Annotated in this window: 13 protein-coding genes; 8 read left to right on the forward strand and 5 right to left on the reverse strand. The window is 62.6% G+C overall.

Annotated features, from left to right (window positions below; all coding sequences use genetic code 11):
* Positions 1-62: 62 nt before the first annotated feature.
* Complete coding sequence (dkgB, locus tag ABE528_RS18245; protein ID WP_346653701.1) at positions 63-866, reverse strand: 2,5-didehydrogluconate reductase DkgB; 804 nt, start codon at positions 864-866, stop codon at positions 63-65.
* Positions 867-1130: 264 nt separating this feature from the next.
* Between dkgB and ABE528_RS18250 the strand changes: the two genes are divergently transcribed.
* Both ABE528_RS18250 and ABE528_RS18255 read left to right on the forward strand, forming a co-directional pair.
* A complete protein-coding gene (locus tag ABE528_RS18250) occupies positions 1131-2363 on the forward strand; it encodes a DUF6543 domain-containing protein (protein WP_346653702.1) in 1233 nt (410 codons plus the stop codon).
* Positions 2353-5643, forward strand: coding sequence for an NEL-type E3 ubiquitin ligase domain-containing protein (locus tag ABE528_RS18255; protein ID WP_346653703.1), 3291 nt, complete (start codon positions 2353-2355; stop codon positions 5641-5643). The genes ABE528_RS18250 and ABE528_RS18255 overlap by 11 nt, the downstream gene beginning before the upstream one ends.
* A 66-nt stretch (positions 5644-5709) precedes the next feature.
* On the opposite strand, the gene ABE528_RS18260 is transcribed toward ABE528_RS18255, so the two are convergent.
* Both ABE528_RS18260 and ABE528_RS18265 read right to left on the reverse strand, forming a co-directional pair.
* A complete protein-coding gene (locus ABE528_RS18260; protein WP_152956024.1) occupies positions 5710-6204 on the reverse strand; it encodes a DUF934 domain-containing protein in 495 nt (164 codons plus the stop codon).
* A complete protein-coding gene (locus tag ABE528_RS18265) occupies positions 6188-7840 on the reverse strand; it encodes a nitrite/sulfite reductase (RefSeq protein ID WP_152956025.1) in 1653 nt (550 codons plus the stop codon). The genes ABE528_RS18260 and ABE528_RS18265 overlap by 17 nt, the downstream gene beginning before the upstream one ends.
* Positions 7841-8054: 214 nt before the next feature.
* Here ABE528_RS18265 and ABE528_RS18270 point away from each other — a divergent pair, with 214 nt between their 5' ends.
* Entirely contained in the window at positions 8055-9131 is a 1077-nt protein-coding gene (locus ABE528_RS18270) for an ABC transporter substrate-binding protein (RefSeq protein WP_152956026.1), read from the forward strand.
* A gap of 278 nt (positions 9132-9409) precedes the next feature.
* Here the strand turns inward: ABE528_RS18270 and ABE528_RS18275 are convergent, their stop codons facing one another.
* Positions 9410-9628, reverse strand: coding sequence for a DUF2970 domain-containing protein (locus ABE528_RS18275; protein WP_054885148.1), 219 nt, complete (start codon positions 9626-9628; stop codon positions 9410-9412).
* A gap of 109 nt (positions 9629-9737) precedes the next feature.
* Positions 9738-13445 (reverse strand): methionine synthase, encoded by a 3708-nt coding sequence (metH, locus tag ABE528_RS18280; protein WP_152956027.1) that lies wholly within the window; start codon positions 13443-13445, stop codon positions 9738-9740.
* 189 nt (positions 13446-13634) lie between these two features.
* Between metH and ABE528_RS18285 the strand changes: the two genes are divergently transcribed.
* From ABE528_RS18285 to ABE528_RS18305, 5 genes are all read left to right on the forward strand, one after another.
* Positions 13635-15935 carry a fatty acid cis/trans isomerase gene (locus tag ABE528_RS18285; protein ID WP_346653728.1) on the forward strand — a complete coding sequence of 767 codons (2301 nt, stop codon included), beginning with the start codon at positions 13635-13637 and terminating at the stop codon, positions 15933-15935.
* Positions 15936-16040: 105 nt separating this feature from the next.
* Entirely contained in the window at positions 16041-17075 is a 1035-nt protein-coding gene (locus ABE528_RS18290; RefSeq protein ID WP_346653704.1) for an acyltransferase, read from the forward strand.
* 58 nt (positions 17076-17133) lie between these two features.
* Positions 17134-17718, forward strand: coding sequence for a Fe-S biogenesis protein NfuA (gene nfuA / locus ABE528_RS18295; RefSeq protein ID WP_027919855.1), 585 nt, complete (start codon positions 17134-17136; stop codon positions 17716-17718).
* A 209-nt stretch (positions 17719-17927) separates the two neighbouring features.
* On the forward strand, positions 17928-18536 hold the full coding sequence (locus tag ABE528_RS18300) for an SCO family protein (RefSeq protein ID WP_152956029.1): 609 nt from the start codon (positions 17928-17930) through the stop codon (positions 18534-18536).
* Positions 18536-19024: a copper chaperone PCu(A)C gene (locus ABE528_RS18305; RefSeq protein WP_346653705.1), complete on the forward strand. Its 489-nt coding sequence runs from the start codon at positions 18536-18538 to the stop codon at positions 19022-19024. Before ABE528_RS18300 ends, ABE528_RS18305 begins: the two co-directional genes overlap by 1 nt.
* Positions 19025-19055: the final 31 nt, after the last annotated feature.

Genomic DNA, 19055 nt, shown 5'->3' on the forward strand with positions numbered 1-19055 from the left:
GGGCTGGCTCCTGCGCGGTTGGATGGAAGTGCGGCGGTCGGTAATCGGCGATGGACATGGCATCAATCCCAGATCGGCGCCAGGCCTTCAGGGCTGACTTCGCGGCCATTGCGTTCGAGCTTGGCGATACGGGCCATGTCCTCGTCGTCCAGGCGCAGGTCGCGGGCGAGCAGGTTGCTGGCCAGGTTCTCGCGCTTGGTCGAGGACGGGATCACCGCGTAACCCAGCTGCAGGGCCCAGGCCAGGGCAACCTGGGCGACGGTGGCCTTGTGCTTGTTGGCGATCTCGGCCAGCACCGGGTCTTTCAGCACCTTGCCGTAGGCCAGGGTCATGTAGGAGGTGACGGTGATGCCTTGCTCCTTGAGGAACGCGGTCAGCTTGGTGTTCTGCAGGTACGGGCTGAGCTCGATCTGGTTGGTGGCGATTTCGCCTTTGCCCACCACGGCGATGGCTTGCCTGGTCAGCTCGATGTTGAAGTTGGACACGCCGATCTGACGGGTCAGCCCCTGTTTCTTGGCTTCGGCCAGCGCTTGCATGTATTCGGTCAGTTCGACGCCGTTGCCGGGGGCCGGCCAGTGAATCAGCAGCAGGTCGACGTAGTCGGTGCGTAGTTTCTTCAGGCTGTCGTGCAGGCTCGATATCAGCTTGTCAGCGGCGTAGTTGTCGACCCAGACCTTGGTGGTGATGAACAGCTCGCTGCGTGGCACACCGCTTTCAGCGATAGCCAGGCCGACATCGGCTTCGTTCTTGTAGATCTGCGCGGTGTCGATGACACGGTAGCCCAGTTCAAGGGCCGACTTGACCGAATCGATGACGGCCTGGCCGGTGAGACGGAAAGTACCGAGGCCGAAGGAAGGAATGCTCATGGGGTCTGCTCCAGTCAGGTGGACGTGTGGTCGAAGCGAGCCGGTCGGCTGTGTTTCGATCACCTTTCGAGTGAGGAGCAGTGTGCAGGTTTCAGTTTGATTGATTAAGACGGGGTACAGCCAAGGTCATTTGACTTGAAATCACGAATGAGCCGGTAGTCCATGCCTGAGGGGCACGCTCTGCCAGGAATGCGAGCGTTAGTTACCACATCTGCAACTGCCTGATTGTTTTGATGACACCTCGCATCTACAGAGGCTTTCACCATGACGATATCCACTGGCGGGCAGGCTTCGTTGCAGGACCTGCTCATCACTCGACAACTGCCGCTCTGGCTGCGCACGCTCAAGCCAGCACAGCTGGTCACGCTCAATCAGTACCTCGGACAGCAGATGGAGGCAGAGCAGCAGGTACGTGAGTTATACAGCGACATCAAAGGCCTGGATGAGTTCGCCGCGCCTCTTGTGCAAAAGAAGCTGCATGACGGTCACCGGCTTGCGGTGGACGTAAGCAAAGCTCAGATCCGTTTCAAGGTGACTCTCCCGTCAGCGCTGGCAGCGCTGTCGGGCAAGCCTGTGGAGCGCTTTTTCCAGCATTCCTTGTTGCAGGCGGCCCTGCACAACTTCTCGGCAGACGAAGCACAGTCAATGCCCGGAGCGCAAATCCTGGATGCAGGCGGCCAGCCTGAACCGCTGGCGCCCGAGGCATTTGCCGGGATTTGCCGGGCGCTGGATATCGGTAAGCAATACCAGGACTACCTCAAGCAGCACCTGATGGCACCTGGTGCGACCGGCGCCGAGGCGCGACGGCGGATCGAAGAGGGCTTTCGCTCGACGCTGGCAGCCACGGTGCAGTTGGCCTACCTGAAGGGGGAGCTGCAAGAACAGATCTTTCAGTCGTTTATGACAATGGTCGCAGCTGACCAGGCGCACAGTGGCAGCCAGCGCGAGCTCCCTGTACTGGTCGCCAAGTCTTGGCGTGTGCTCGGCAAGCAGATACGGGGGGCCATGGCGTTCGAAGTGCGAAGGGATGAACACCCTGACGCGCCGCTGCAAGGGGTGGTGTGCTGGATTCCGGGGGACGAGCAAGGGGCCTTGAGCTGGTATGAAAGCTGGGACGTGCTGTTCGCCACCCTTGGCAAGCAATTGCGCTTGCCAGGTTATGACCGCTTCTTCCAGCGCTTTATCGGCGAGCGTGACCGGATAGCGTTCACTCAAGCCCTGGCCAAGGCCGCAGCACGGCGAGCGCCCCATCTGCCGGTTGAGCTCGACGGGCGATATGAGTCTATCAACCTGACGGTGTTTGCCCACATGCGCCAGGTGCAGATTGATACGCTGCTCGACAATGCCCTGTTGCTGGCACCGCCCACGGCGGACAGGGACACCCAGGAGCGCGACCAACGCTTGCATTTCTACCGACGCCGCGCTGGCCACCTTGGGGCTAGCCAGCCTGTTCGTGCCTTGGCTCGGCGTGCCGTTGCTTGCCGTGATGGCTTATGACGTCGTGGATGGCATCTATGAGGGCTATGCCGATTGGCAGTTGGGTGATCGCCAGGCCGCTCTGGAGCACGTGTTGGGTGCCGCTGAAAACGCGGTTCTGGTGGGCGTGGGGGTAGGGGTCGGCATCGCGGCGCAGCGGGTGTTGAAGAGCGCTAAAGTGGTGTCCAGGCTGGTGCCGGTCCCTATCAATGACAGCCAGTTCAGGCTCATCCACCCTGATCTGCCTGGGTACGAGGTACTGGATGATAGCCTGGCCGCAGGAGAGCCATCAGGTGAACCTGGCCATGAGCGCCTGCGGACCCCGGCGGCTACCTTTGAAGTTGCCAAAGACCCGCTCACACAGCAATGGTCTGTTCGCCACCCGGTAAGGCCAGACGCCTACGCTCCGATGCTCGAGCACAATGGGGCCGGAGGATGGAGGCACGAGTTCGAGACACCGCAAGACTGGCAGGGCAGGAGCGTGCTGTTTCGGCGCCTGGGCAGTGCATTGGGCGACGTTCCCGAACAAACCATTGACGATGTGCTGCTTGCCACTGGTTTCGATGAGGCTCGCCTGCGCCGCCTGCACCTGGAAAATGCCGCCGCGCCAGCACGCTTGCTCGATGCCCTGCAGCGCTATCAGCTGCATCAGCAGGCACCTTTGCTGCAAGGGCAGGCTTTCGAATTGCGATTGAGCCAGCAACAAGCTGCACCGACGGCTGCGGCTCAGGTTTTGCGCAATGTGTTCCCTGGCTTGACTCCACGTGGCGCCGAGGAAATTGTCGGGCGAGCGCCTCGACGCTTGGTCCAGTCCATGGTGGAGGATAAAAAGGTACCCCTTCAGCTGGCGGGGGAGGCGCGCTGGCTGCTGCGCGATAGCCGCATTGACAGGGCTAGCGCGGGCCTGCGGCAAACGGCTGCGATCAATGCGGATACTGAGCGCTTGGCGCTTGGCCTGTTAGCCGATATTGCGCCCTGGCCGGACACCCTCAGGGTGGAGGTGCGCGATGACAGGGGTGGGGTAATCGCCAAGGCAGGCGCGGATTCGGCGGGTGAGGTACGGGTCATCCAGCGTGACGGTGCAAGCTACCGCGCCTATGACGCGGCAGGAAGGCTGCTGACCAACGATACGTTGGGCGACCCCTTGTTCAAGGCCTTGCTGTCACAGGTGAATGATCAGCAAAGACGTGCCTTGGGGGAAGCTGCCGCATCCCCTGCTGCCATGGCTGAACGGTTGAGCCAGGATGCCTTCGAACAACGTGACAGGGCGGCAAGTCTCATCGGCTTGCAACCGCTCCCGCGTGGCTTGAAACCGCTGGTGAGGTCAGGGGACGGGCGTTTGGGTTATCCGCTGAGCGGGGGCGCGGGGAAGTCCCTGGGAGAGGAAGATGTAGCTGCGGATCTTGAGGATGACGAGGCCTTCCCAGACGCTTTGGAGCAGGGCGTGCGTCGACTGTTTCCTGCACGGGACGAGGCTACCGTGCAGATGTACCTGCGTGGCCTAAGCGGTGGGGCAAACGACCCGTGGCCGGCCTATCGCGAGCTGGTGAACCAGGTCAGGACGCTGCGTCGAAGCTTGGCGGTGTGGCGCGGGCAGGATGCCGAGCGCACACGGATAGCGCAGGAGATCTTCGATCGCTGGCAGCCGGTATTGAACGGTGAAACACCTGCTTTCGAGCTGGACCTGGATGGGCAGGTGCCTGGCGGCCTTGCGCCGCTACCCGCTTCCGTCCAGTGGGGGCGTCTGACGCGGTTGACCTTGCGCAGTATCGACCTTGCGCAATTCGACGCCTCGCTGGTCGAGCGCCTGGATGGCCTACGCCATCTGAGCCTGGTTGACAGCGCCATTACTGCCGTGCCGGACTGGCTCCTGAACCTTGAGCAGCTTGAAGGGTTGAACCTGAGCAACAACCAACTCGCCGCTTTGCCCGCAGGCATCGCTCGCCTGGGGCGCCTGACGGAACTGAACCTGGCCCACAACCGGTTTACCCAAGTGCCCGTCGAGGTCGGCGAACTCGGTCAACTCAGGGTATTGAACCTTCAGAACAACCACGTTGTAGTCGATGGTTCGGGACGGGCGCATCTGGCGCGCTTGCATCGCCTTGAAGTACTGGCCCTGAGTCATAACCCACTGGGTGACCTGGGGAGCCTGCCGAGCAACATTGCACTCGAGCGGATTTCGTTGCGTTTTGCCCGGTTGACGGAGTTCCCCAGTCAACTGGTCAGGCAACATGCCAGGTTGAACTTGAGCCTTGAAGGAAACAGCATTTCTGAGCTGAGCCCCGAATCCGTGCGCGTGATTCAACTGAACAGAAATCGGATCAACCTGGGGTATAACCCTTTATCGACGCGCGCCGTCAGCCTCCTGCAAGAGGCTGCATCCGATGAACATCCGGACCTTTTGAACGGCGGGCGCGTTGTCCTGCAAGAAGCCCCGGGACCATCGCCTGCAGCAGCCGAAACGCCTTGGTTGAGCGGGTACGAGGGCGAAACGTTGGCCAGGCGGCGCGAGCAATGGCAGCGTCTGCAGGCTGACGAAGGCTCTGCTACGCTGCGAGCATTGCTCAACGAACTCGCCCAAGACCCTTTGTATAACCGCCATCCCGCATTCATACGGGCCCGTGTCTGGGCACTGCTGGATGCCTGCGAGTTGAACCCAGGCGTACGCCAGGAGATCTTCACTGTCGCCGGTGATGCCTTCGGTGATCAACCCTTGTTGATGCTCAGCAACCTGGAGGTGAGAAGCCAGATCATTCAGTCGACCGCCGGCTTGGCTGGAGACCAGGTACAAGCGGCGCTGCTGCGGATGGGGCGCAGTCTGTATCGTTTGAACGAGGTCGATCGAATTGCTTCCAACGAAGTCGGGCAAAGGCAGCGAGCCGGGCGATATGTCGACTCGGTGGAGTTGCTCCTGGCGTATCGCCAGGGGCTGGCGAGTTCGCTGGACCTTCCGGTGAATGTTGACCAGATGCAGTTGCCGATGCTTGCCGATATAAGCCTTGAAGAACTTGATCTCGCGCGGGACGAGGTGCTGGACGGGGAGAGCGACGCAGCCGTGGGCGTGTCGCTGGCGTCACGGGATTTCTGGCGAGAATACCTGCGCGCTCGGCACGAGCAGCAATTCAGCGACCTGGACAATGAGTTTGCACAGCGTCTGGAGGACCTGGAAGAGCAAGGGCTCGATTTAAACCAGTACTTCGCTTTATCCGGGGCGTTGGCTGCCGAACGCAATGTCAGGCTCGAACAGCTGTATCTCGACCTGACCCATGAGGCGTATCGCAATGAGAGCGCGCCAGAGTAGCTGAGGGAAAGGCACAAGGCCCGCCATGGTGGTGATGCCAATGGCGGGCCTTGAACGACGCCGTGATCAGCGCCGACGGAACAGCGGCAGCGGCTCGTCGGTGGCGCCCTGGTAGGTCACCGAGAAGTCCTTCAGGCTCTGCAGCGCGTCTTCCGGGTCCTTGTCGGCACGGATGGCGAACGCGTCGAAACCGCAGCGGGCCATGAAGAACAGCTGGTCGCGCAGCACGTCGCCGATGGCGCGCAGTTCGCCCTTGTAACCGTAGCGGTCCCGCAGCAGGCGCGCATTGGAGTAGCTGCGCCCGTCGGTGAAGGCCGGGAAATTCAGGGCGATGACCTGGAAGTGCTGCACGTCATCGCCGATCTCTTCCACTTCCTGGTCGCTGTCCAGCCACACGCCCAGGCCGCCGTCGCGGGCCTTGAGCACGTGGGCATGGTCGCGCCACATCTGCAGCGGGACGATGTAGTCGTCGCAGTTGGTCAGCTCGTCGAACGAGGTGTCCTTGGGCAGCAGGTGCCAGGTTTCGTCGACGATCTGGTTGTTCTTAATGATTCGCTGCATAGACGCGTTCCTTGAAAGGGTCGATGCCGATACGCTGGTAGGTGTCGATGAAACGCTCTTCCTCGGTACGTTGTTCGACGTACACGGCGATCAGCTTCTCGATCACATCAGCCATGTCACCCTGGGCGAACGACGGGCCGAGGATCTTGCCCAGGCTTGCGTCGCGCGCGGCGTTGCCGCCCAGCGATACCTGGTAGAACTCCTCGCCCTTCTTGTCCACCCCGAGGATGCCGATGTGGCCGACGTGGTGGTGGCCGCAGGCGTTCATGCAGCCAGAGATGTTCAGGTCGATCTCGCCAATGTCGAACAGGTAGTCCAGGTCGTCGAAACGGCGCTGGATGGATTCGGCGATCGGGATCGACTTGGCGTTGGCCAGCGAGCAGTAGTCACCGCCGGGGCAGCAGATGATGTCGGTCAGCAGGCCGATGTTCGGCGTGGCGAAGCCGCTCTCGCGCAGCTCCATCCACAGCGCGTGCAGCTGGCGCTGCTCGACGTCGGCGAGGATGATGTTCTGCTCGTGGGAGGTACGCAGGAAGCCGAAGCTGTAGCGCTCGGCGAGGTCTGCCACGGCGTCCAGCTGCTTGTCGGTCAGGTCGCCAGGGGCAACGCCGGTCGGCTTGAGCGACAGGGTCACGGCCACGTAGCCAGGGCGCTTGTGGGCGCGAGTGTTGCGCGAGCGCCAACGGGCGAAGCCTGGGAATTCGGCGTCCTGGGCGCTGTAGTCGACGTTGTCGAGGGCCAGGTAGTCCGGGTCGACGAAGTGGCGCGAGACGCGCTGGACTTCGGCTTCGGTCAGGGTGGTGCTGCCGCCACGCAGGTGGGCCATTTCGGCCTCGACCTTCTCGGCGAACACTTCCGGGGTCAGTGCCTTGACCAGGATCTTGATCCGCGCCTTGTACTTGTTGTCACGGCGACCGTAACGGTTGTACACGCGCAGGATGGCGTCGAGGTAGCTGATCAGGTCCTGCCATGGCAGGAACTCGTTGATGAACGAGCCGATCACCGGGGTACGGCCCAGGCCACCACCGACCAGCACGCGGAAGCCCAGCTCGCCAGCGGCATTGCGCACCGGCTCCAGGCCGATGTCGTGCACTTCGATGGCGGCGCGGTCTTCCTTCGAGCCGTTGATGGCAATCTTGAACTTGCGCGGCAGGTAGGCGAATTCCGGGTGGAAAGTGGTCCACTGGCGGACGATTTCGCACCATGGGCGCGGGTCGACGATTTCATCCGCGGCAACACCGGCGAACTGGTCGGTGGTGGTGTTGCGCAGGCAGTTGCCGCTGGTCTGGATCGCGTGCATCTGCACGGTGGCCAGCTCGGCGAGGATATCCGGGATGTCTTCCAGCGCCGGCCAGTTGAACTGCACGTTCTGGCGGGTGGAAATGTGGGCGTAGCCCTTGTCGTAGTCGCGGGCGATCTTGGCCAGGGTGCGAACCTGGGTGGCGTTCAGCTGGCCGTACGGCACGGCGACACGCAGCATCGGCGCGAAACGTTGGATATAGAGGCCGTTCTGCAGGCGCAGAGGGCGGAATTCTTCTTCGCTCAGCTCACCGGCCAGGTAGCGGCGGGTCTGATCACGGAACTGCTTGACGCGGTCCTCGATGATCCGCTGATCGTACTCGTCGTATACGTACATAAAAGTCCTGTCTCAGGCTGCATGCAGCTATTCGCGCGCACGGCCGCGCACTCCGGTTCGGAGCCGGGGAACGATAGCAGGTTGGGTTTATGCGCTAAAGTGATGTTTTTGCATATGAAAAGAACCAAACGAACTAAGTGAGACTGACTGGCATTTGTTACCCCAAGGTGCGACGGGTTTATACTCGTTGGTTTGTTTCAAGGGGTGTATCCGCATGCTCAAGGCGCTTTGCCAAAGCTTGTGCCTGAGCCTGCCGCTGGCAGCTTCCGCTCAGGCCGCTTCGGTGGTCTTTCTCAACCCTGGCCATTCGAACGAGACGTTCTGGACCAGCTACTCGCGTTTCATGCAGGCTGCCGCCGACAAGCTGGGCATGACCCTGCGGGTGGAGTACAGCGAGCGCGATGCCACACTGGCGATGAGCCAGGCCCGGGCGGTGCTCAAGGGCCCGCAGCGGCCGGACTACCTGGTGCTGGTCAATGAACAGTACGTGGCGCCAGAGATCATCCGCCTGTCTCGGGGCACCGGGGTCAAGCTGTTCCTGGTCAACAACGGTCTCACCGCCAGCCAGGCCAGGAGCATCCAGGCCCAGCCCGACAAGTACGGGCAGGTGCTCGGCAGCTTGACCTCCAACGACCAGCAGGCGGGCTTTCGCATGCTGCATGAAATGGTCGCCTTGCTGCCGCGTGACAATGAGCCGATCGACCTGGTGGCCTTTGCCGGGGTCAAGACCACCCCGGCTTCACAGTTGCGCGAGGAGGGCATGCGCCAGGCGTTGGCCGACTTCCCCCAGGTGCGCCTGCGCCAGGTGGTGTATGGCGGCTGGAACCGCGAACGCGCCTACGAGCAGGCGCAACAGTTGCTGCAGCGCTACCCGAAGGCCCGGCTGGTGTGGGCTGCCAACGACCAGATGGCCCTCGGCGCCATGCAGGCGTTCGAGGAGGCCGGGCGCAAGCCAGGGCGCGATGTGGTATTCGGTGCCATCAACAGTTCGCCGGAAGCCTTGCGCGCCCGTATCGATGGGCGCCTGGGCGTGCTGATGGGCGGGCACACCACGCTCGGTGGCTGGGCCATGGTGCTGCTGCACGACGATGCCCACGGGTTGGAGGTGAATCGCGACGGCAAGCGTGAGCACATGCTGCCGGTGCTGCAGTCGATTGACCAGGCCAGGGCGCGGCGATGGCTGAAGCTGCTGGAGCGGGACGACTACGGGGTCGATTTCCAGCATTACAGCGCCGAAGGGCGCCCGCCGAGCTACCAATACCCGTTTCTGACGTCACCCGTCGACTATTGAAAGACCTTGCTTGAGCGAAGGGCATTGCTCGTCTTAACTGCTGGTGGTGAAGTGCATTCCCATAACCACTACAAGAGGCAATGCAATGGGAAACTCTACCAAGGTCCGCAAAGCTGACAGCAGTGTCGATGCCTGGGCGATCCTCTGCCTGATCGTCCTGGTGGTGGTCACTGCCGTATATTGGGTCAGCCACCAGTGACTTGAACTCAAGACCGTGATGCAGCCAGAACGCCTGTGGGAGGGAATCCCGCAGGCGTTTTTGTTGGTTTGCAGCGCGTTCAGCGGGCTGTGAGGTGCAGCGCCAGTTGCACCAGGCCGATCAGCACGGCAATGAACACCAGGGTAAACAGTGTACCCAGCACGATGAAGTGGCTGGCCTTGCCGTGGGTGAAATCGCGGGCGCGGTTCTTGCCGCTCTGCACGCCGAAGGCGGCGGCGAGGATGCTGTGCAGCATCTGCCAGAAGGTCGGGGGCTTGCCTTGGCTGGAATCGTCCATGGTGGCTCCTGAAGAATCAGAGGCTATCAGGGACAGTGTAGGCAATGGGCGGGAGGTTGCCTGTGCCGGCCTCTTCGCGCCGAACCGCCGCGAAGAGGCCGACGCGGTCTTAGCTGTCGTACCCGAGGTTAGGCGCCAACCAGCGCTCGCTCACGCTGATGTCCTGGCCCTTACGCGCGCTGTAGCGCTCGATCTGGTCCTTGTCGACCTTGCCCACGGCGAAGTACTGCGCCTGCGGGTGAGCGAAGTACCAGCCGCTGACCGCCGCCGCCGGGAACATCGCGAAGTGCTCGGTAAGGAACACACCGCTCGGCCCGGTCTCGCCAATCGCGGTGCCATCGAGCAGGCGGAACAGGGTTTCCTTCTCGGTGTGGTCCGGGCAGGCCGGGTAGCCCGGGGCCGGGCGGATACCGCTGTACTGCTCCTTGATCAGCGCCTCGTTGTTCAGGTGCTCGTCGCGGGCATAGCCCCAGTGCTCTTTGCGCACCTGCTCGTGCAGCCACTCGGCACAGGCCTCGGCCAGGCGGTCGGCCAGGGCCTTGACCATGATCGAGCTGTAGTCGTCGCCCTTGTCCTGGTACGCCTTGGCCACTTCCTCGGCACCGATGCCGGCGGTGGTGATGAAGCCGCCGACGTAGTCGGTGACGCCGCTGGCCTTGGGCGCGACGAAGTCGGCCAGGGACAGGTTCGGCTTGCCATCGGGCTTGATGGTCTGCTGGCGCAGGTGATGCAGGGTGGCCAGGGCCTGGCCGTCTTCGCCGTAGACTTCGATGTCGTCATCGGCAACCTGGTTGGCCGGCCAGAAACCGAACACCGCGCGGGCGCTGATCAGCTTCTCGTCGATCAGCTTGTCGAGCATCTCGCGGGCATCCTTGTACAGCGCGGTGGCGGCTTCGCCGACCACTTCGTCGGTGAGGATGCGCGGGAACTTGCCGGCCAGGTCCCAGGAGATGAAGAACGGGGTCCAGTCGATGTACTCGGCCAGGGTGCGCAGGTCGATGTCTTCCAGCACCTTGACGCCGGTGAAGGAAGGCACCGCTGGCTGGTAGCCGGCCCAGTCGTACTGTGGCTTGGTGGCGATGGCCTGGGCGTAGCTCAGGCGCTCGGTGCGGGCGCTGCGGTTGGCGGTGCGCTCGCGCACTTCCACGTAGTCCTGGCGGGTCTTCTCGACGAAGCCAGGCTTGAGCTCCTTGGACAGCAGCTGGGTAGCCACCCCCACCGCACGCGAGGCGTCGGTGACGTAGACCACGGCGTCGTTGCTGTACTTGGGTTCGATCTTGACCGCAGTGTGTGCCTTGGAGGTGGTGGCGCCGCCGATCATCAGCGGCAGGTGGAAGTCCTGGCGCTGCATTTCGCGGGCGACGTGGACCATCTCGTCCAGCGACGGGGTAATCAGGCCAGACAGGCCGATGATGTCGCACTTCTGTTCGCGGGCGGTCTGCAAAATCTTCTCGGCAGGCACCATCACGCCGAGGTCGACGATGTCGTAGCCGTTGCAGCCCAGCACCACGCCGACAATATTCTTGCCGATGTCATGCACGTCGCCTTTGACGGTGGCCATGAGGATCTTGCCCTTGGCTTGCGGCTTGTCGCCTTTCTCGGCTTCGATGAAGGGGATCAGGTGCGCCACGGCCTGCTTCATCACGCGGGCCGACTTGACCACCTGGGGCAGGAACATCTTGCCGGCGCCGAACAGGTCGCCGACCACGTTCATGCCGTTCATCAGCGGGCCTTCGATGACCTCGATCGGGCGCGCGCACTGTTGGCGGCACTCTTCGGTGTCTTCGACGATGAAGGCGGTGATGCCCTTGACCAGTGCGTGCTCCAGGCGTTTTTCAACGGGCAGCGAACGCCATTCTTCGTTTTCCACTTCCTTGGTGGCGCCGCCGCCCTTGTAGTCGTCGGCAATCGCCAGCAGGGCGTCGGTGCCGTGCGGGGTGCGGTTGAGCACCACGTCCTCGACCTTCTCGCGCAGTGCGGCCGGGATCTCGTCATAGATCTCCAGCTGGCCGGCGTTGACGATACCCATGGTCAGGCCGTTCTGGATCGCGTGGTAGAGGAATACCGAGTGGATCGCTTCACGTACCGGGTTGTTGCCGCGGAACGAGAACGACACGTTGGACACGCCGCCCGAGCTCAGTGCGTGGGGCAGGTGATCACGGATGTAGGCGCAGGCCTCGATGAAGTCGACGGCGTAGTTGTTGTGCTCTTCGATGCCGGTGGCGACAGCGAAGATGTTCGGGTCGAAGATGATGTCTTCCGGCGGGAAGCCCACTTCGTTGACCAGGATGTCGTAGCTGCGCTGGCAGATTTCTTTCTTGCGCGCGGCGGTGTCGGCCTGGCCGACCTCGTCGAAGGCCATCACCACCACGGCGGCGCCATAGCGCTTGCACAAGCGGGCGTGGTGCTTGAACTGCTCGACGCCTTCCTTCATGGAGATCGAGTTGACGATGCCCTTGCCCTGGATGCACTTCAGGCCTGCTTCGATCACTTCCCACTTGGACGAGTCGATCATGATCGGCACGCGGGAGATGTCCGGCTCACCGGCGATCAGGTTGAGGAAGCGGACCATGGCGGCCTGGGAGTCGAGCATCCCTTCGTCCATGTTGATGTCGATCACCTGGGCGCCGGCCTCGACCTGCTGCAGGGCGACTTCCAGGGCTTCGGTGTAGTTCTCTTCACGGATCAGCCGGGCGAACTTGGCCGAGCCGGTGATGTTGGTGCGCTCGCCGACGTTGACGAACAGCGACTGGCGGTCGATGGTGAACGGCTCCAGGCCCGACAGGCGGCAGGCCTTGGCGATTTCCGGGATTTCGCGCGGTTTGTACTTGGCCACGGCCTCGGCGATGGCCTGGATGTGCCCAGGGGTAGTGCCGCAGCAACCGCCGATGATGTTGAGGAAGCCGCTGGCGGCGAACTCTTCGACCACCAGCGCCATCTCGGCCGGGGTTTCGTCGTATTCACCAAAGGCGTTCGGCAGGCCGGCGTTGGGGTGGGCGGACACGTGGGTGTCGGCCTTGGTCGCCAGCTCTTCCAGGTACGGGCGCAGGTCCTTGGCGCCGAGGGCGCAGTTCAGGCCCACGGAAATCGGCTTGGCGTGGCGCACCGAGTTCCAGAACGCTTCGGTGGTCTGGCCCGACAGGGTGCGGCCAGAGGCGTCGGTGATGGTGCCGGAGATCATGATCGGCAGCTCGACGTTGTCGTCCTCGAACACCTGCTGCACGGCGAAGATCGCCGCCTTGGCGTTGAGGGTGTCGAAGATGGTCTCGATCAGGATCAGGTCGGCGCCGCCCTCGATCAGGCCACGGGTGGCCTCGATATAGTTCGCTACCAGTTCGTCGAAGGTGACGTTGCGGTAGCCGGGGTCGTTGACGTCCGGGGAGATCGAGCAGGTGCGGCTGGTCGGGCCGAGCACACCGGCGACGAAGCGCGGCTTGTCCGGGGTTTCCAGGGTCTTGGCATCGGCCACCTGGCGGGCGATGCGCGCACCCTCGACGTTCAACTCGTAGACCAGCGATTCCATGCCGTAGTCGGCCTGGGAAATTTGCGTGGCGTTGAAGGTGTTGGTTTCGAGGATATCGGCGCCGGCATCCAGGTAGGCTTTCTCGATTGCGGCGATCACGTCCGGGCGGCTGAGCAGCAGCAGGTCGTTGTTGCCTTTCACGTCGCTTGGCCAATCGGCGAAGCGCGTGCCACGATAGTCGTGTTCCTCGAGGCGATAGCTTTGGATCATAGTACCCATGCCGCCGTCGAGGATCAGGATGCGCTCTTTGAGTGCGTGCTGGAGTGCTTGGAGACGAGCGCTGCGGTCGGACATAGGAACTACCTGGTCGGGCAAATTTCAGAAGGTGCCGAATCATAACAAAGCTGCGCGGTTTTTAGGTGCATTGCCCTTTTGCATGAATTCTGTTCATGTTGGGCCGGCGTCAAGCACGTTATGCAAGCAGAGCACCCAAGGACGACCAGGCAAATCGTGATGGCTTTCAAAACCCAGGACTTTCCGCACATGGTGCATCGTATCCTTGTCAGCGTCTTCGCTCTGCTCATCAGCAGCGTGGCGTTTGGACAAGCCCCCCAATCGAGCCCGGTGATTTCCTACACCCGGGACATCCAGCCGATCTTCACCGAGAAATGCGTGGCCTGCCACGCCTGCAACGACGCCGCCTGCCAGCTCAAGCTGGAAAGCCCCGAAGGTGCGGTGCGCGGTGCCACCAAGGTGCCGGTGTACCAGGGCGAACGCAGCAAGGCCGTGCCCCCCACGCGGTTGTTCTACGACGCCCACAGTGAAGGTGAATGGCGCAACAAGGGCTTCTATTCGGTGCTCGACAACCAGGGCAGCCAGGCGGCGCTGATGGCGCGCATGCTCGAACTGGGGCACAAGAGCCCGCTCACGCCCAACGCCAAGCTGCCCGACGAGATTGTCCTGGGGCTTAACCGCAACAACATGTGCCCGCTGCCCGAAGAGTTCGACGCCTATGCCGGCGCCCACCCCAAGGAGGGCATGCCGCTGGCGGTCACTGGCCTGACCGACAAGGAATACGACACCCTGCGCCATTGGCTCGCTGCTGGCGCTCCGGTCGAATATCAGCCGATCCAGCCAAACGCGGCAGAGGCCAGGCAGATCACCGACTGGGAAGAGCTGCTCAACCGCCCCGGTTCCACCGAGGCGCTGGTCGCCCGCTGGCTGTACGAACACCTGTTCCTCGCGCACATCTACTTCGTCGGTGGCGAGCAGGGCCACTTCTTCCAGTGGGTACGTTCGCGCACGCCAAGCGGCAAGCCGGTCGACATCATCGCCACACGCCGCCCCAACGACCCGCCAGGCACCGACTTCTATTACCGCCTGATCCCGGTGCAGGGCGTGATCGTGCACAAGACCCACATCACCTACCCGATGGGGCCGCAGAAGCTCAAGCGCGTCAAGCAGCTGTTCTACGCCGGCGACTGGCACGCCACCGCGCTGCCGGGCTACGGCCCACGCCACCGGGCCAACCCGTTCGAAACCTTCGAGGCGATCCCGGCGGTGGCGCGCTACCAGTTCATGCTGGATAACGCCGAATACTTCGTGCGTACCTTCATCCGTGGCCCGGTGTGCCGCGGGCAGATCGCCACCGACGTGATCCGCGACAACTTCTGGGCGTTGTTCCAGGAGCCGGCCCACGACCGCTACATCACCGATGCCAAGTACCGCGGCGAAGCCACACCGCTGCTGGCCATGCCGGGGCAGATCGACGATGTCGGCAGCGTGCTGAACCTGTGGCATGCCTACCGCGACAAGCGCAACGATTACGAAAAACTGCGTCGTGAGGCCTATGCCGAAATGCCAGCGCCGGGCTGGGCAACCCTGTGGGCCGGCAACGACAATGCGCTGCTGAGCATCTTCCGCCACTTTGACAGCGCTTCGGTAACCAAGGGCCTGATCGGCGATGTGCCGCTGACGGTCTGGCTGTTCGACTACCCGCTGTTCGAGCGCACCTACTACCAGTTGGCGGTCAACTTCGATGTGTTCGGCAATGTCTCGCACCAGTTGCAGACGCGCCTGTATTTCGACCTGATCCGCAACGGCGCCGAAGTCAACTTCCTGCGCCTGATGCCGGCCGACCAGCGTGGCAAGATCCTCGGCAGCTGGTATCAGAACAGCGGCAAGGTGAAGATGTGGATGGACTACGAGGACATCGACACTGACACGCCGAGTGGCATCAAGCTCGACCCGCGTGACCCCAAGCGCGACTTTGGCCTGAAACTGCTGCAACGCACCGCCAGCCTGAACGCCGCGCCAGACCCGATCAATCGCTGCACCGGCGCCTATTGCTCGCGGCCGCAGATGAACGAGGAAATGCGCAACGTCGAGCAGTCGCTCAGCCGCCTGGTATCACGCCCGGCCGCCGGCCTGAAGGTGATCAGCCAACTGCCTGAGGCGACCATGCTGCGCATCGAAGGCGAGGGCGGCCAGCGCCAGGTCTACAGCCTGCTGCGTAACCGCGCGCACAGCAACGTGGCGTTCCTGCTCGGTGAGGCATACCGCTACATCCCGGGGCTGGATACCCTGACCCTGTACCCGGGCGTGCTCAGCAGCTACCCGAACTTCATCTTCAACATCCCGGCCAAGGATGTGCCGGAGTTCGTCGAGGACATGGAGTACGCCAAGGATGACCCGGCGAAGTTCGAACGTATCGTCATGCGCTGGGGCGTGCGCCGCAGCCACCCGCAGTTCTGGCGCTACTTCCATGACCTGAGCACCTACATCGAGGAAACCCAGCCGGTGGAGGCCGGGGTGCTGGACATGAACCGCTACGAGAACCTCTGATCGGGTCGGTTGACCTTTGCCAATACGCTGCGGTCGGAAACGGTGGGTGGCCCGGGGGCTGTTATAGCCTCCGGGCCTCAATGCACCGGCAATCGCAGGTATTCCATGCTGTATTCGCTTCAGGCACTGCGGGCGTTCGCCGCCTGGGTGGTGGTCTGCCACCACTTCATGCAAATCTTCTTCGACTTCCACGCCACCGGGCCCATCGGCCAACTGCTAAGCGACCGCGGCGCCGTGGGCGTCGACATCTTCTTCGTCATCAGCGGGCTGGTGATCTACCTGTCGACCCGCGACAAACCCATCGAGCCGCGCCAGTTCCTGCTCAACCGGGCCCTGCGCATCGTCCCGGCCTACTGGTTCTATACCGCGCTGATGGCGGCCCTGCTGCTGGCCTTCAGCCAATGGATGCCGCACCAGGCCTTCGACTGGCATCACCTGCTGCTGTCGCTGTTGTTCATTCCAGCGGAAAACCCCGGCGGTTACGGTTTGTACCCGACCCTGAACGTGGGCTGGACGCTGAATTTCGAGATGTTCTTCTACCTGTTGTTCGGCCTGGCCTTCCTGGTGCGCCAGCGCCATCACCTGCTGCTGGTGACTGCAGCATTGCTGCTGGTCAGTGAAGTGCTTGGCCGCATGGGCGTGCTCAGCCGTTTCTACAACAACGACATCATCTACGAATTCCTGCTGGGCATCGGCCTGGGCGTGATTCAGCGCCGCGGCCTGATCCGTGAGGGCCTGTGGCTGCCACTGGCGGTGCTGGGCGTGGCCGGTTATGCGATCTATCACCTGGACGCTTCGCAGCGCCTGCTGCACTGGGGCGTGCCAAGTGCGATGATCGTGCTGGCGTTCATCGCCCTGGAGCCTTACTTCAAGGGCAACCGCGTGCTCAAGGCGCTGGGTGACTGTTCCTACTCGGTGTACCTGATCCACGTGCTGGTGCTGTACGCCGGCTGGTTCGCCTGCCAGCGCCTGCGCCTGAACCCGTACCTGGTGTTCGCCTTGTGCGTGCCGTCCATTGGACTAATGTCGTGGTTCAGCTATCAGTGGCTGGAGCGCGGGCTGTACCGGCGGATGCAGGCCTGGCTGGCGGCGCCACGGGAGCAAAGCCCGGCATTTGCGCTTTCCCGAGTCAAATACTAGGACTTTGTTCAAAGGCCAGGTTGGCGTACACTTGGCCGCAAGTCTGTGAGGAACTTCCATGAGCGCTATAACCATTACTGACGCCGCCCATGATTACCTGGCCGATCTGCTCTCCAAGCAGAACACGCCTGGCATTGGCATCCGTATTTTCATCACCCAGCCGGGCACCCAGTACGCCGAGACCTGCATCGCCTACTGCAAGCCAGGCGAAGAGAAGCCCGACGACGAGCCGGTTGGCCTGAAGAGCTTCACCGCCTACCTCGACGCGGTCAGCGTGCCGTTCCTGGAAGACGCGCTGGTCGACTATGCCACCGATCGCATGGGCGGCCAGCTGACCATCAAGGCGCCGAACGCCAAGGTGCCGATGGTCAACGAAGACAGCCCGATCAACGAGCGTATCAACTACTACCTGCAGACCGAGATCAACCCTGGCCTGGCCAGCCACGGCGGCCAGGTGAGCCTGGTGGACGTGGTCGACGACGGCATCGCCGTGCTGCAGTTCGGTGGCGGCTGCCAAGGCTGCGGCCAGGCTGACGTGACCCTCAAGGAAGGCATCGAGCGCACCCTGCTCGAGCGCATTCCGGAGCTCAAGGGCGTACGTGACGTGACTGACCACACTCAGAAAGAAAACGCCTACTACTGATCTTTCGAGGTCAAGGCCTAGCAATAAAGTGTTACGGTTTCAACCCCTGCGACAACAGGCCGCAGCCCGTATTCAAAGGGCTGCGGGCCATCACCGCCTTGGTCGGGTAGAAGCCTACCGGGTGTCATGCCAGAATGCCCCGGTTTTTCGCCGGCCCATCCCGAGGGCCGGCACCTTCCCTGTAAAGGTAGCCTGTAAAGGATAGTTTAATGACTGATCTGTTTACCCGGCGCGCGGTTGTCGCCGGCATGGGCGTTCTCGGGCTTGGCCTGCTGGCAGGCTGCAACCCGGCCCGGGGGCTCGAGTTCAAGTACGGCAAGAACATGAGCAACGAAATCCTGGGGCGCAAGTTCAGCCTCAAGGACCCTCAGGGCAATGTCCGCACCTTGTCGAGCTTCTACGGCAGCATGCCGATGATCTTCTTCGGTTTCACCCAGTGCCCGGCCGTCTGCCCGACCACCCTGGCACGTGCGGCTCAGATCAAGAAGCTGCTCAGGGGCCGCGACCGCGAGATCTTCCAGGTGGTGTTCATCACCCTGGACCCGGAGCGCGACACCCCCGAGGTGCTGGATGCCTACGTCAAGGCCTTCGACCCTTCGTTTACCGCCCTGACCGGCACCCCGGAAGAAATCGCCGCGGTGGCCAAGGAGTTCAAGGTGTTCTACGAAAAGGTCCCGGCCGGTGACACCTACACCATCTCTCACTCGTCCACCAGCTACGTCTACGATACACGTGGCACCTTGCGCCTGAGCCTGGGCCATTCGCTGAATGCCAAGGAATGCGCTGAAGACCTGGCAACCCTGATGGAGATTTGCTAATGGCAGTAGCACTGCAACCGATCAAGCGCGGCCTGGCCGCCATCGCCCTGCTGGGCCTGACCCTGCCGGCCCTGGCACAGACCACCGTGAGCGACGCCTGGGTCCGCGCCAGCGTGCCGCACCAGCCGTCCACGGGTGCCTTCATGACCCTGACTGCCAGCACTGACAGCAAGCTGGTCGGCGTGGCTTCGCCAGTGGCCAAGACCGTGCAGGTGCACGAGATGACCATGAACGGCGACGTGATGGGCATGAAGGAAGTCAAGGCCGTGGAACTGCCAGCGGGCAAGCCGGTGAGCCTGGACCCCAACGGCTACCACGTGATGCTGATGGGCCTGACCCAGCAGGTGAAGGAAGGCGAGAAGGTACCGCTGACCCTGACCATCGAAGATGCCAAGGGCGCCAAGGAAACCGTCGAGGTGCAAGCAGAAGTGCGCCCGCTCAACGCCGAGGCTGGCGGTGGGCATGACCACATGCACATGAACCACTGACTGACAAAAAGGGCCGCATAAGCGGCCCTTC

It is taken from the genome of Pseudomonas sp. TWI628 (assembly GCF_039673865.1).
Taxonomy (GTDB): domain Bacteria; phylum Pseudomonadota; class Gammaproteobacteria; order Pseudomonadales; family Pseudomonadaceae; genus Aquipseudomonas.